The sequence below is a fragment of the Streptosporangium sp. NPDC049046 genome (assembly GCF_040649155.1).
GTDB lineage: Bacteria > Actinomycetota > Actinomycetes > Streptosporangiales > Streptosporangiaceae > Streptosporangium.
In genome coordinates this window covers 226,230-239,766 of sequence record NZ_JBEZEZ010000008.1, presented here as the reverse complement: position 1 = coordinate 239,766, position 13,537 = coordinate 226,230, and the positions used below count along the sequence as shown (strand labels likewise).

Annotated in this window: 13 protein-coding genes; 9 read left to right on the top strand and 4 right to left on the bottom strand. The window is 71.2% G+C overall.

The window, feature by feature from the left end; translation table 11 throughout:
- Positions 1–108: 108 nt before the first annotated feature.
- From AB0B96_RS13900 to AB0B96_RS13875, 6 genes are all read left to right on the top strand, one after another.
- Positions 109–1,062 (top strand): bifunctional riboflavin kinase/FAD synthetase, encoded by a 954-nt coding sequence (locus tag AB0B96_RS13900; protein WP_350944706.1) that lies wholly within the window; start codon positions 109–111, stop codon positions 1,060–1,062.
- Positions 1,063–1,469: 407 nt separating this feature from the next.
- Entirely contained in the window at positions 1,470–1,739 is a 270-nt protein-coding gene (gene rpsO / locus AB0B96_RS13895) for a 30S ribosomal protein S15 (protein ID WP_350944705.1), read from the top strand.
- 324 nt (positions 1,740–2,063) lie between these two features.
- Positions 2,064–4,409, top strand: a complete 2,346-nt coding sequence (locus AB0B96_RS13890) for a polyribonucleotide nucleotidyltransferase (protein ID WP_362898585.1) — start codon at positions 2,064–2,066, stop codon at positions 4,407–4,409.
- Positions 4,409–5,722 (top strand): pitrilysin family protein, encoded by a 1,314-nt coding sequence (locus AB0B96_RS13885; protein ID WP_350944849.1) that lies wholly within the window; start codon positions 4,409–4,411, stop codon positions 5,720–5,722. Before AB0B96_RS13890 ends, AB0B96_RS13885 begins: the two co-directional genes overlap by 1 nt.
- Positions 5,723–5,852: 130 nt before the next feature.
- Complete coding sequence (dapB, locus tag AB0B96_RS13880; protein ID WP_362898583.1) at positions 5,853–6,590, top strand: 4-hydroxy-tetrahydrodipicolinate reductase; 738 nt, start codon at positions 5,853–5,855, stop codon at positions 6,588–6,590.
- 257 nt (positions 6,591–6,847) lie between these two features.
- The gene (locus AB0B96_RS13875) at positions 6,848–7,300 is read left to right on the top strand and encodes a GNAT family N-acetyltransferase (RefSeq protein ID WP_362898581.1); all 453 of its coding nucleotides are present in this window, start codon (positions 6,848–6,850) and stop codon (positions 7,298–7,300) included.
- 37 nt (positions 7,301–7,337) lie between these two features.
- Here the strand turns inward: AB0B96_RS13875 and AB0B96_RS13870 are convergent, their stop codons facing one another.
- The 4 genes from AB0B96_RS13870 to AB0B96_RS13855 form a co-directional block, all read right to left on the bottom strand.
- On the bottom strand, positions 7,338–8,207 hold the full coding sequence (locus tag AB0B96_RS13870) for a 1,4-dihydroxy-2-naphthoate polyprenyltransferase (protein WP_362898579.1): 870 nt from the start codon (positions 8,205–8,207) through the stop codon (positions 7,338–7,340).
- 25 nt (positions 8,208–8,232) lie between these two features.
- A complete protein-coding gene (locus AB0B96_RS13865) occupies positions 8,233–8,844 on the bottom strand; it encodes a GNAT family N-acetyltransferase (protein ID WP_362501163.1) in 612 nt (203 codons plus the stop codon).
- Between the two features lie 132 nt (positions 8,845–8,976).
- Complete coding sequence (locus AB0B96_RS13860; protein ID WP_362898577.1) at positions 8,977–9,543, bottom strand: CGNR zinc finger domain-containing protein; 567 nt, start codon at positions 9,541–9,543, stop codon at positions 8,977–8,979.
- A 269-nt stretch (positions 9,544–9,812) separates the two neighbouring features.
- Positions 9,813–11,210, bottom strand: coding sequence for a PLP-dependent aminotransferase family protein (locus tag AB0B96_RS13855; protein ID WP_350944694.1), 1,398 nt, complete (start codon positions 11,208–11,210; stop codon positions 9,813–9,815).
- A 22-nt stretch (positions 11,211–11,232) separates the two neighbouring features.
- Between AB0B96_RS13855 and AB0B96_RS13850 the strand changes: the two genes are divergently transcribed.
- The 3 genes from AB0B96_RS13850 to AB0B96_RS13840 all read left to right on the top strand — a co-directional run bounded on the left by AB0B96_RS13850 (position 11,233) and on the right by AB0B96_RS13840 (position 13,497).
- Positions 11,233–12,219 carry a DMT family transporter gene (locus tag AB0B96_RS13850; protein ID WP_362898574.1) on the top strand — a complete coding sequence of 329 codons (987 nt, stop codon included), beginning with the start codon at positions 11,233–11,235 and terminating at the stop codon, positions 12,217–12,219.
- Positions 12,220–12,285: 66 nt separating this feature from the next.
- Positions 12,286–12,447, top strand: coding sequence for a hypothetical protein (locus AB0B96_RS13845; protein ID WP_362898572.1), 162 nt, complete (start codon positions 12,286–12,288; stop codon positions 12,445–12,447).
- A 399-nt stretch (positions 12,448–12,846) separates the two neighbouring features.
- The gene (locus AB0B96_RS13840) at positions 12,847–13,497 is read left to right on the top strand and encodes a YoaK family protein (protein WP_362898570.1); all 651 of its coding nucleotides are present in this window, start codon (positions 12,847–12,849) and stop codon (positions 13,495–13,497) included.
- Positions 13,498–13,537 lie beyond the last annotated feature (40 nt).

Genomic DNA, 13,537 nt, shown 5'->3' with positions numbered 1-13,537 from the left:
CTTTCGCGGCGAGGGGCGCGCCACGGGCAAGGGGCTCCCCGATTGGGGGGAAGGGCTCAGAGCATGGCAGGCTTTAGGGGTTCATCCGCTACGAGGGAAGAGGCTGCGGTGCGAGGCTGGCACGGATTGGACGACGTGCCCGAAGACTGGGGCAGGTCCGTCGTCACGATCGGCGTCTTCGACGGCGTTCACCGCGGGCACCAGCAGATGGTGGCCCGTGCCGTCGCGATGGCCGCTCGTCTCGGGGTTCCCTCGGTGGTGGTGACCTTCGACCCGCATCCCGAGGAGGTCGTGCGGCCGGGCACGCACCCTCCGAGGCTGACGACGGCGAGGCACCGCACCGAGCTCCTCGCGGGCCTGGGCGTCGACGCGGTGTGCGTCCTGCCGTTCACGCTGGAGTTCTCCCGGATGAGCCCGGACGAGTTCGTGCAGACCGTCCTCGTCGACCGGCTGCACGCCGCCGGGGTCGTGGTGGGGGAGAACTTCCGCTTCGGCCACAAGGCCTCCGGCGACGTGGAGACGCTGCGCACCCTGGGGGAGAAGTACGACTTCGTGGCCGAGGCGGTCCCGCTGGTCAGCGACGGGGAGACGATCTCCTCCACCCTGATCCGCGAGCAGATCGCCTCCGGCGACATGGAGGCGGTCCGGCAGACGCTCGGCCGTCCGCACCGGGTCGAGGGTGTGGTCGTCCGCGGTTACCAGCGCGGCCGGCAGCTCGGTTTCCCGACGGCGAACCTGGAGTCGCCGGAGTTCACCGCCATCCCCGCGGACGGCGTCTACGCCGGTTGGCTGCAGGGTGTCGAGACCGGCAACCTGCCCGCGGTGTACGGCGGCGAGCGCTGGCCCGCGGCGATCTCCGTAGGCACCAACCCGACCTTCGAGGGGGTGCCCCGCACCGTCGAGGCGTACGCCCTCGACCGCGACGACCTCGATCTTTACGGCGCGCACGTGGCCGTCGACTTCGGGCCGAGGTTGCGCGGCAACACCAGGTTCGACTCGATCGAGGCTCTCGTCGCGCAGATCCACGCCGACGTGGACGAGGTCCGGCGCCTGACGAGCTGACCTCCTCAGGGAGGGGCCCGCGGGGGTCCCGGCCGGTCCTCATGCCACGCCGACCCCGGTTCCCGGAATTCCGGTTCCGTGCCCGATCCCCTGCCCGGTCCGTGCGCGATTCCGTGCCCGATCCTGTGCTCGATCTCATGTCCGGTCCCACCCGGCCCCCGTGTCACACGGCCCTCGCGTCACGTCGACCTCGGAGGCCGAAATGCCGGTCCTGTAGGGGTTTCGGGTGAGGCTCGCCGGGCTCTCACAGGATGTGCGGGGGTCGCGAAGCCGGTGGTAGCCTGGCATGTCAGCTCTGTAACCGGTGTCGTATGATCCCGGTGCTGATCTCGCCACGGCGACTGTAGGCACGCACGGTCGTTCGGGGAGCCGGAATTGCGCGTGCCCGCAGAGGTTCAAGGAGAAAAGTGTCTCTCGACACCGCAGCAAAGAAGAAGATCATCGGTGACTACGCCAAGGGTGAGACCGACACCGGTTCCCCCGAGGTGCAGATCGCGCTGCTGAGCAAGCGCATCAGCGAGCTCACCGAGCACCTGAAGGTGCACAAGCACGACCACCACAGCCGCCGTGGCCTGCTGCTGCTCGTCGGCCGCCGCCGCCGGCTGCTGAAGTACCTGCAGAGCAAGGACATCGCGCGCTACCGCTCGCTCATCGAGCGGCTCGGCCTGCGCCGATAGTGGTGTGAGGGAGTGGCGTTCGCGCCGCTCCCTCATCTCTCACGGGGGACGATGTCGGCGCGTCGCGCCACGAAGACGTCGCCCCGGTGAGCAAACTGAATAGCCGAGACAGTGCCCCGCGTCCGCAAGCAAGCGCGCCCCACGGCGTCGGAGGGCCGGTCCTCGGTAGTGGCCCCCGGTCATCATGGCACAAAGCCATACGGAACCGGGCGCTTCGATCGAAGACCGGCGCTGCACCTACGGGGAGCCGGCAAAACACGACGAACCAGGCGCGACACGTGCGTCTGGCCGGACGCGGGCGACCGATCCACAAGGAGGTCCCCCGTGGAGGGTGTCCACAGCAGCGAAGCCGTCATCGACAACGGCTCATTCGGCACACGTACCATCCGGTTCGAGACCGGGCGGCTCGCGCGCCAGGCGGCGGGTTCCGCCGTCGTCTATCTCGACGACGACACGATGGTCCTCTCAGCGACCACCGCGTCCAAGAATCCCAAGGAGAACCTCGACTTCTTCCCCCTCACGGTGGACGTCGAGGAGCGAATGTACGCCGCGGGCCGCATTCCCGGCTCGTTCTTCCGGCGTGAGGGCCGTCCCTCCGAGGACGCCATCCTCACCTGCCGCCTGATCGACCGGCCGCTGCGCCCCTCGTTCGTCAAGGGCCTGCGCAACGAGATCCAGGTGGTCGCCACCATCATGGCGCTCCACCCCGAGCACCTGTACGACGTCGTGGCGATCAACGCCGCGTCCCTGTCCACCCAGCTCGCCGGGCTGCCGTTCTCCGGCCCGATCGGCGGCGTCCGCGTCGCGCTGATCGAGGGCCAGTGGGTCGCCTTCCCGACCAACACCGAGCTGGCCAGTGCCACCTTCGACATGGTGGTCGCGGGCCGGGTCCTGGACGACGGCGACGTCGCGATCATGATGGTCGAGGCCGAGTCCACCCGCGACACGCTCAAGCTCGTCGCCGAGGGCGCGGTGGCTCCGACCGAGGAGACCGTGGCCCAGGGCCTTGAGGCCGCCAAGCCGTTCATCAAGGTGCTGTGCGAGGCGCAGGCCAAGGTCGCGAAGGTCGCCGCCAAGGAGACCGCCGAATACCCGCTGTTCCTCGACTACCAGGACGACGTCCTGGAGGCGGTGACCGGCGCGGTGCGCAGCGAGCTCGCCGCCGCGCTCACCATCGCCGGCAAGCAGGAGCGCGAGATCGAGCTCGACAGGGTCAAGGCCCTGGTGCTGGAGAAGGTCGGCCCCGACTTCGAGGGCCGCGAGAAGGAGCTCGGCGCCGCGTTCCGGTCGCTGACCAAGAAGCTCATGCGCGAGCGGGTCATCGCCGAGGGCGTCCGCATCGACGGCCGCGGCGTCAAGGACATCAGGCAGCTCAGCGCCGAGGTCCACGTCGTACCCCGGGTGCACGGCTCGGCCCTGTTCGAGCGCGGCGAGACCCAGATCCTGGGCATCACCACGCTCAACATGCTCCGTATGGAGCAGATGATCGACACGCTGAACCCCGAGCGCACCAAGCGCTACATGCACAACTACAACTTCCCCCCCTACTCCACCGGTGAGACCGGCCGGGTGGGCTCGCCCAAGCGGCGCGAGATCGGGCACGGCGCGCTCGCCGAGCGGGCGCTGCTGCCGGTGCTGCCGGCGCGCGAGGAGTTCCCCTACGCGATCCGCCAGGTCTCCGAGGCGCTGGGCTCCAACGGCTCGACCTCGATGGGGTCGGTCTGCGCCTCGACGATGGCGCTGCTCGACGCGGGTGTCCCGCTCAAGGGCATCGTCGCGGGCATCGCGATGGGCCTCATCAACGAGGGCGACCAGTACGTCACGCTGACCGACATCCTCGGCGCCGAGGACGCGATGGGCGACATGGACTTCAAGGTCGCCGGCACCAAGGACGTCATCACCGCGCTCCAGCTCGACACGAAGCTGGACGGCATTCCGGCCTCCGTGCTGGCGGCCGCGCTGAGGCAGGCCAAGGGCGCCCGCCTGGCGATCATCGACGTGATGCAGGAGGCCATCGACTCCCCGGCGGAGATGAACGCGACGGCTCCTCGCATCATCACGATCAAGATTCCGGTGGACAAGATCGGAGAGGTCATCGGCCCGAAGGGCAAGATGATCAACCAGATCCAGGACGACACCGGCGCCGAGATCACCCTGGAAGACGACGGAACCATCTACATCGGCGCCACCGACGGCCCGTCCGCCGAGGCGGCCAGGTCGGCGATCAACGCCATCGCGAACCCGCACATGCCGGAGGTCGGCGAGCGCTACCTGGGCACGGTCGTCAAGATCGCCGCCTTCGGCGCCTTCATCTCCCTCATGCCGGGCAAGGACGGCCTCCTGCACGTCTCCCAGATCCGCAAGCTGCACGGCGGCAAGCGCATCGAGAACGTCGAGGACGTCATGAACGTCGGCGAGAAGGTTCAGGTGGAGATCGCCGAGATCGACTCCCGCGGCAAGCTCTCCCTGGTGCCCGTCGAGGTCATCGAGAAGGAGGCCGCGGCCAAGGCCGAGTCCGGCGACACCGAGCCCTCGGCCGCCCCGGCGGCCGAGGCGCCCGCCGCCGACGAGCGGCCCCGCGAGGAGCGGCCCCGTCGCACCCGCACCCGCAGCAGCAGCAGCGGCGGTGGCAACCGCGGTGGCGGCGGAGGGGAAGACCGCAACTCGTGATCACCACCACTCTGCACCCCGGCAAGGACGGCGCCGGGGTCGTGAAGCGCACCGTCCTTCCCGGTGGGCTCCGGGTGGTGACCGAGTCCATGCCGACCGTGCGTTCCGTCGCGGTCGGCATGTGGGTCGGCATCGGATCGAGAGACGAGTCCCCCCAGCACATGGGCTCCTCCCACTTCCTTGAGCACCTGCTGTTCAAGGGCACGCCGACCCGGGACGCCCTGGAGATCTCCGCGGCCATCGAGGGCATCGGCGGTGAGATCAACGCCTTCACCGCCAAGGAGTACACCTGCTACTACGCGCGGGTCCTCGACGAGGACCTGCGGGTGGCGATCGACGTGCTCGCCGACGTGGTGACCTCCTCGCTCATCACCGAGGAGGACGTCGAGGCCGAGCGTGGCGTGATCCTGGAGGAGATCGCCATGCACGACGACGACCCCTCCGACGTGGTGCACGAGCAGTTCTCCGCGGAGCTGTACGGTGACACGCCGGTCGGCAGGCCGATCCTCGGCACGGTCGACTCGATCACCGCGGTCACCCGCGACCGGATCGCCGAGTACTACCGGCGTTTCTACCTGCCGACCCACACCGTGGTGTCGGTGGCGGGCAACGTCGACCACGAGCGGGTCGTGGCTCTCGTCGCCGCCGCCTACGAGCGGGCCGGGGCCCTGGGCGGGGACGCCTCGCCGGTGCCCCCGCGCGTGTCGGGGCCCGGCGTGGAGCTGCGCTCCGGCACGCGGGTGGTCCACCGGCCGACGGAGCAGGCGAACCTGGTCCTCGGCACGACCGCGCTGACCCGCACCGACGAGCGCCGCTTCGCGCTCGGGGTGCTCAACGCGGCGCTCGGCGGCGGTATGTCCTCGCGGCTGTTCCAGGAGATCAGGGAGAAGAGGGGCCTGGCCTACTCGGCGTACTCCTACACCTCCGCCCTCGCCGACACCGGCCAGTTCGGCATCTACGTCGGCTGCCTGCCGTCGAAGATCGACGACGTGCTGAAGATCTGCCGCGAGGAGGTGCTCCGCGTGGTCACCGACGGCATCACCGAGGAGGAGATCGTCCGCGGCAAGGGCCAGATGCGCGGCGGCCTCGTGCTCGGCCTGGAGGACACCGGCTCCCGGATGTCCAGGATCGGCAAGGGCGAGCTGGTCTTCGACGAGCTGCTCTCCGTCGACGACCTGCTCGTCAGGATCGACGCGGTGACCCCGGAGCAGATCGCCGAGGTCGCCTCGGACGTCCTCACCCGCCCGATGTCCCTCGCGGTCATCGGCCCCTACGAGGAGGACAGGGACTTCAGCGCGGTCGTCACCGGCTGACGACCCCGTCTGTCAGCGGCCCCGGCGCATCCCGCGCCGGGGCCGCCCGTGTCTTCGGGGGCGCTCCTGGAGGGCCGGACCCGGTGGTCCGCGACAGCCCGGCGGGCCCGCACGGTATAGCCTTGGGGCCGTGATCAGGGTTGGAGTTCTCGGCGCCCGAGGGCGCGTCGGTGTCGAAGTGTGCAGGGCCGTCGAGGCGGCGGGCGATCTGGAGCTGGTCGCGGCCGTCGACCAGGGCGACCCGATCGAGGCGTTGGAAGGCGCCGAGGTGGTGGTCGACTTCACCCACCCCGACGTCGTGATGGGCAACCTCGAATGGTGCGTCTCCCACGGCATCCACCCGGTGGTCGGCACCACCGGCTTCGACGCCGGGCGGCTGGCGACCGTCAAGGGCTGGCTGGACGCCAACCCCGGCGTCAACGCGCTGATCGCCCCCAACTTCGGCATCGCGGCCGTGCTCATGATGCACTTCGCCCAGCAGGCCGCCCGCTACTTCGAGTCGGCCGAGATCGTCGAGCTGCACCACCCCAACAAGGCCGACGCGCCCTCGGGCACCGCCCGCCGCACGGCCGAGCTGATCGCCGAGGCCCGGCGCAAGGCGGGCTCCGCGCCGATGCCCGACGCCACCAGCACGGAGCTCGACGGGGCGCGCGGCGCCGACGTCGACGGGGTCCGGGTGCACGCGGTGCGGCTGGCCGGGCTCATCGCCCACCAGGAGGTGATCCTGGGCGGTGACGGCGAGATCCTCACCATCCGCCACGACACCATGAACCGCTCGTCGTTCACCCCGGGGGTGCTCCTGGGCGTGCGCCGGGTCCGTGAGCTGCCCGGCCTGACCGTCGGCCTGGAGCCCCTTCTCGACCTCTGAGCACCCGCCCGGTGGGGCCCTGGACCCCCGGCCTGGCGCCGCTCGTTGCGCGAGTATGACGCACCCTGAGCTCGCCTGCCCGCTCTGTCGCGGCACGGAGTTCCGCAAGGAGACGGGCAGGCTCGACAGTCGCCGGGGCATCACCTCGCACCGGTTAACCCTGATGATCTGCGAGCGATGCCGCAATATCCTCCAGTTCCATGACAAGCACTCGAGCTTCGACTTCGACTGAGGTTCGCTGGGCGCGGCCGGAGGAGTTGTCCGGGCTGGCGGCGGTGGAGCTGGCGGCCGACGGGCTGTTCGCCGAGGTCGGGATCACCTTTCCGCCGGGGACCACGATGATCGAGGAGACCGAGGACCCAGGGCGGGTGCTCGTCGCGGGTGACCCGCCGATCGGGTTCGCCATGGTCGGCCTGGTCGACGGGCAACTCCACCTCGACCAGCTGGCCGTCCATCCCGACCATGGGCGCAGGGGTGCCGGTGGGCGCCTGCTGGAGGCCGTCTGCGAGCACGCGGCCTCGACCGGCTTCGCCGCCGTGACGCTGACGACCTACCGCGACGTGTCCTGGAACGCACCCTGGTACGCCCGGCGCGGCTTCGTCGTGCTCGACCCGGCCGAGTGGGGGCCGGGGATGGCCGAGTTGGTGCGCCACGAGCGGGAACTGGGTATCGAGATCGTCCCCCGCGTCGTGATGCGCCGGATCCTGTGAAGGGCCTCGGCCGGGTGCGGCCGGGGAGCGTTGAAGGTCAGAGGGCGAGGCCGACGGTGAGCAGCAGGCCGTACACGAGCTGGAAGCGGCCCGTCTGCTGGAGCGTCGCGATGAGCGCCGGGCCTGTGGCACCCGCCCGGACCGCCTTGACCGGGGCGACGGCGAGCGGGGCGGCGAGCAGTGCCAGGGCCGCGAAGGGCCGCCACGGCACGAGCGCGAGCGCGATCACCAGGGGCAGGACGAGGCAGAGGGTGTAGAGGACGCGGGTGCGGGTGTCACCGAGCACCACGGCCATGGTGCGCTTGCCCGCGGGGCCGTCGGTCACGATGTCGCGCAGGTTGTTGACCACGAGCATCGCACAGGCCAGCAGGCCGGCCGGGACGGCGGCCACCACCGCGAGAGCGGGCAGGTGTTCGAGCTGGACGTAGGTGGTGCCCGCCACCGCCACCAGGCCGAAGAACACGAAGACCGAGACCTCGCCCAGCGCCCGGTAGCCGTACGGGCTGGAGCCGCCGGTGTAGAACCAGGCCGCGGCGATCGCCGCGGCGCCGACCAGCAGCAGCCACCAGGCCCCGGTGACCGCGACGAGCACCAGGCCGGCCACCGCGGCGGCGAGGAAGCAGGCGAGGGCCGCGACGAGGACCTGACGAGGGGGCGCGGCGCCCGAGCCGACCAGGCGCATCGGACCGACCCGGTCGGAGTCGGTGCCGCGCACCCCGTCGCTGTAGTCGTTGGCGTAGTTGACGCCCACCTGGAGGGCGAGGGCCACGAACAGGGCCAGCAGGGCCCGCCACCACACCCCTCCGCCGTATCCGATCGCGACTCCGGTGCCGATCGCGACGGGGACGACGGCGGCGGGGAGGGTGCGCGGGCGTGCTCCGGCGATCCACTGGCTCGGGGTGGCCATGGCGTTGCGGCGTTCCTCTCCGGCTCTAGCTGATGTCGGTCGCCAGGCGGATCATCCGCACCGTACGGCCCATGTCGATGACCCGCTCGGCCCCGTCGGCGCCCCACCCTGCGGACTCCAGGAAGCCCCGCACCGCGTAGTTCTCGGCGAAGACCCAGGTCACGATGGTGTGGTAGCCGTCGTCACGGAGGTAGTCGACCGTGGCGTTCAGCAGCCTGCTGCCGTGGCCGCGCCGGACGTGGTCGGGGTCGATCAGGAACGTGAGCATCTCTCCGGCGGTGGTCGGGTCGAGGTCGGGATCCTCCGCCGGGGCGTGTGACGCCAGACCGGCGATCTTCTCCGCGCCCTGCAGCGCGGCCATGGCCTCGATGCCGCCCGGGCCGAGCGCCGGGAAGGCGTCGGTGTCGAGGACGACCTGCTCCACGGCCACCAGCACGCGGTGCCGGCGGCTGGGCGGCGAGGTGATCGCGTCGTCCCACTGCTGCCGCCACATGTTCTCGGCCGCGGGGCCGGTCATCTGCTCCAGCGGTCCTTCGGGAAGGAAGTCCCGGTAGCCGTATCTCCACGCGCGGATCTGGGTGCCCGTCACCGCGGCGACATCATCGTGCCGAGCCGCCCGCACGCCTACGTCTGCCATCTCGGCCCGCTCCTTCTCTGCCGTCTGCCGTCGCCTCGGAACGCGCTGTCTCATGGATCTCGTGCCACGCGAGCGGGCATCAGGCGGGTGGATCCGTGAGACAGGCTCTTACACCGTATCGGGGAATCCGACTCAGAGATGACGTGAACCCGGCTCCATCTGCCGCCGGGCCCGATATGCCCTTGTCTTCGTACGGTTGCCGCAGACCTTCATGGAACACCACGAGCGTGAGCGGTTCTTGGAGGAGTCGACGAACGCCCACTGGCAGGTGCTCTCGGTGCAGACCTTCAGGCGTGGCCACATCCCGTCGGAACGGGTGCCCATCACGGCGGCGACGATCCCGGCCAGTCCTCCGGGAACCCCCGTCGCGACCGGTTCGAGCACCGGCCCCGCGGCGGTGAGGGCGACGCGCAGCGGGAGGGCGGCGAAGGGCCTCGACTGCTCCGCCTCGTGGCCGTCGCCGGTCTCGCCGGGACGGTCGTGGTTGCGACGGAGCGCCTCGCGGAGTGCCTCGCGAAGATCGGCGGCCGTCGCCAGATCCCGCTCGTCGGCTTTGTCCCCGGGGCCGATCAGATCCCGCCCGGCCAGCCAGGCGGTGAGCGCGGCCGGGGAGGGGATCGAGTCGGTCCGCTCCTCGACGTCGTACGTGTTCACGAAGTCGATCACCAGGTCGGAGGGGTTGCCCATGGCGTCGCTCACCTCTTCCCTCTTCGCAACCACTGTACGGCATTAGGGGGTTGTGTTACTTTCAACACCTGTATAACGCGATAGATGGTGTTTTCATGAGGGGTGCGCATGTGGTACCTGGTCTATCTCGCGTTCAAGGAGGCCGGCAGGCGCACGTCGTACCGGAGGAGAGATCATGATCATGAGGGTGTGAAGAGGAGGTCTTCGCGGTCGGCTGACCACTCTCGCGGGGGTTCGGGGGCAGGGGGCGCCTCCGAGCCCCCGCGAGGGTGACCAGACGGTCAGTGGTCGTTGAGGGCCGTCGCCAGCCTGCGTACGCCCTCGACCAGCTCGGCCGTGTGGACGGCCGCCGAGTGGGTCACCCTGATGCGCGGGCCCGGCGGCTCGGCCGGGTAGTAGATGCGCCCGGGACTCACCAGGGCTCCCGCCCTCCTGGCGGCTTCCACCGCACTCTCCTCGTCCCGGTCCTCGGGGAGCCGTACCCACAGGTGCAGGCCGCCGCGAGGAACGAGGTGGATCGTGGCGCCGGGCATCCGGGCGGTGAGGGCCGCGGCGAGGGTGTCCCTGCGCAGCCCCAGCTCGGTGCCGAGCGCGGCGAGGTGGCGCCGCCAGGCGGGCGAGCCGACGAACTCCAGCGCCGTCTCCTGGAGCGGCCTGGCGACGAAGAACGACTCCACGAGCTGGCTCGCCCGGAGGCGCCGCGCGGCGGGACCTCGGGCGACGACCCCGGCGACCCGCAGGTTCGGCGACAGGACCTTGGTCAGGGAGTTGATGTGCACGACCGTGCCGTGGGCGTCCAGCGCGACCATCGGCGGAGGTGCGGGGGCGGTGGTGAAGTAGCGCGCGTAGTCGTCCTCGATCACGAACGCCCCGGCGGCGCGGGCGATCGCCAGCACCTGCTCGCGCCGCTCCAGGGGCAGGGTCGCGCCCGTGGGGTTGTGCAGGGTCGGCTGGCAGAGGAACACCCGCGCGCCGGTCACGGCGAACGCCTCCGCGAGGAGTTCGGGCCGCACCCCCTCGCGGTCCATGGGCACGGCCGTCGCGCGAAGCCCCGCGGCCCGCGCGGCCGCGAGCGCGCCCGGGTAGGTGGGGGTCTCGACGAGTACGGGGGTCCCGGGGGCCGCGAGGGCACGGAAGGCGTGAATGAGCGCCGTCTGCCCGCCGCTGACGATCAGGACGTCCGACGGGGTGACGTCACCTCCCAACTCCTGGGCGAACCACCTGCGCAGCTCGGGCAGACCGCTCAGCGGCGGCATCTCCCAGACGTCGGGACGTCGCAGCGCGCGGGAGGCGGCGGCCGACAGCGCCCTGGAGGGGCGCAGAGCCGGGTTGAGGTAGCCGCCGGTGAGCGGGATGACCCCCTCGGGCGGCGAGGCGAGAAGGCCGCTCACCTCGCTGTCGTCCACCACCCTGTCGCCGAGCGCCACCGTCTGCCATGACATGTCGGCGTTGTCGCCGCCCCGTGTGATCGCCGGAGCCACGTAGGCGCCGCTGCCGGGTCTGGTGATCACCCGTCCTTCGGCGGCGAGCCTGCCGATCGCGCGTGACACGGTCACCGGGCTCACGTTGTGCAGCCGGACCAGCTCCCGGCTCGACGGCAGCCGGTCGCCCGGACGGAGCCGCGACACCTCCTCACGGAGCGTGGCGGTGAGCCGGACGATACTGCTATCGTCATTCATGAGTGAAAAGAGTAGCGCTATCGTGCCAAATCGGATAGCGGCGGGTACGGTCCCGCCCGCGGAGGTGCTGTCCGGCCTCGCCTCACCGGGAAAGGCGCGTCACGATCGGCGGCCGGGGGGCGCGACGCCGCCGGAGGCGCCGGGCAGGGCGTGGCGGGGGACCCTGCTGGCCGGGCTCGGGGTGCTGGCCTTCTCGGGGTCGTTCCCGGCGACGGTCTTCGCGATGGAGGGTTTCGACCCCTACCTGGTGGCCGTCGGCCGGGCCGTCGTCGCCGCGGTCGCGGCCGCCGTGTTCCTGCTCGCGGCGAGAGTGCCGTTGCTGCCGCCCAGGTCCCAGCTCCGGTCCTACGGCGTCATCGTGGCGGGCGTGGTGTTCGGCTTCCCGCTTTTCAGCGGTCTCGCGCTTCACGCCGGGGCCTCCACCTCGCACGCCGCAGTGGTGATCGGGCTGCTGCCCGCCGCCACCGCCGCCTGCGCGGTGCTGAGGGCGGGGGAGCGGCCCAGGGCGCTGTTCTGGGTGTCCTGCGGCCTCGGAGCCGTGTCGATCACCGTCTTCACCCTCAGCATGGGCGGCGGTCACGTCACCGGAGCCGACCTGCTGCTCGTCGGCGCGCTGCTGTCGGCCGCCGTCGGCTACACCGAAGGCGGGCGCCTGTCCCGCGACACCCCCGGCTGGAGGGTGATCTCCCACACCCTCGTCCTCGCCGCACCGCTGACCGTGCCGATCACCGTCGCGCTCGCGCTGGCCACCGATCCGCGCCCCACCACCGCCTCACTCGCCGGGTTCGCGTACGTCGGCCTGGTCTCGATGTTCCTCGGCTTCATCCCCTGGTACGCGGGCCTGGCCATGGGCGGCATCGCCCGCGCCGGGCAGACCCAGCTCGCCCAGCCGCTGCTGACGCTGCTGTGGGCCTGGCTGCTGCTCGGCGAGCTCTTCGGTCCCGTCACCATCGCGGCGGCGCTGGCCGTCCTCGCGTGCGTCGCCCTGACGCAGCGGGCCCGCTCCTGAGGCGTCCCTGACGGATGTGACGCACAGCCGCGAAAAGTGAGACGAAGCTGTCACAGTGGTGCGGCCATGGCGGACCCGACGATCCAGGAGGGCGGTTTCCGGGCGCTCCCGCCGTGCTTCCCGCACGATCATCGGGTCCTGGTGGAGCACGCCCGCGACGCGGGTCTCGCCAGGGAGGCGTCGTACCGGCTGCCCGCGAAGGCGAGAAGCCGGGTGAAACCGCTCTGAGCTGGGAAGATCCACCATGCGCGCACCCGCATGACCACGGAGGACGGCAGATGGCCGATCAGCCCCATGACCCACCGTGAGGGGGAGGACCCCTCGGTGCCACCCGCCGGCCCATCCCCCTCGCCCGCGTCCGACGCGCCTTCCGCGCCTGACACGCCCGACGCGCCTGACACGCCCGACGCGCCTTCCGCGTCCGACGTGCCTTCCGCGTCCGACGTGCCTTCCGCGTCCGACGTGCCTTCCGAATCCGTTTCGGCTCCCGCGTCCGGCGAGCCCGTTCCGGACCCCCTGCGCGGCCCGTCGTCCGCGCCCGTTCCGGCTTCCATGCGCGGTGGTGAGCCCGTTCCGGCGCGAACACCCGAGACGAGGTGCGTACAGCGGCGCGGCCATGCCGCTCTCGTGCTGCTGACGCTGGCGGCGGGGGCGATGGACGCGGTCGCCTTCCTCGGGCTCGGTGGTGTCTTCACCGCGAACATGACCGGCAACCTCATCCTCTTCGCCCTCGCCGGCCGCGAGGACTGGGTGCTCCACGCGTTGCGGTCCGGCCTCGCCTGCGCGGGGTTCTGCGCGGGGCTTCTCATCGGCTTCACGATGCCCGGGCGTCACGAGGGGAACGCGTTGTGGCCGTTGGCCGTCATCAGGCTTCTGTGGGCCGACCTGGCCCTCCAGAGCGCCTTTCTCGCCGGCTGGGCGCTCAGCGGGGGCGCACCCGGCCCGGCCGCGATCCTCGCGCTGATCGGGGTGGGATCCTGCGCCATGGGCATGCAGGCCGCGGCGGCCCGCCGGGTCGACCTCGCCGGTATCACGGCAACGTTCGTCACGGGCACCCTCACCTCGCTGTTCGAGAGCTCGGCGTCGGGCTGGTCCACCGACAACCGGCGTCGCGTCGCCATCGTCGTCGCCCTCGTCCTCGGTGCCCTCTGCGCGTCCCTGCTCCTGCGTTTCGCGCCGCCCTGGGCCGGTGTGGTCGCCCCGGCCTTCACGCTCCTCGCGCTCGCCGTCGCGCACCCGTACGGGTTCCGGGGACGACCGGACCGGGGGAGCCGGTGATGATCCGCCGTTTTCCGGTTTCCGGACGGGAAGAATGGAT

Bases quoted from the DNA above. Each gene is read 5' to 3' on its own strand.
- AB0B96_RS13870 (WP_362898579.1), bottom strand. From the start codon at position 8,207: ATGGCCACCCCGAGCCAGTGGATCGCCGGAGCACGCCCGCGCACCCTC.
- AB0B96_RS13865 (WP_362501163.1), bottom strand. From the start codon at position 8,844: ATGGCAGACGTAGGCGTGCGGGCGGCTCGGCACGATGATGTCGCCGCG.
- AB0B96_RS13855 (WP_350944694.1), bottom strand. From the start codon at position 11,210: ATGAATGACGATAGCAGTATCGTCCGGCTCACCGCCACGCTCCGTGAG.
- AB0B96_RS13845 (WP_362898572.1), top strand. From the start codon at position 12,286: ATGGCGGACCCGACGATCCAGGAGGGCGGTTTCCGGGCGCTCCCGCCG.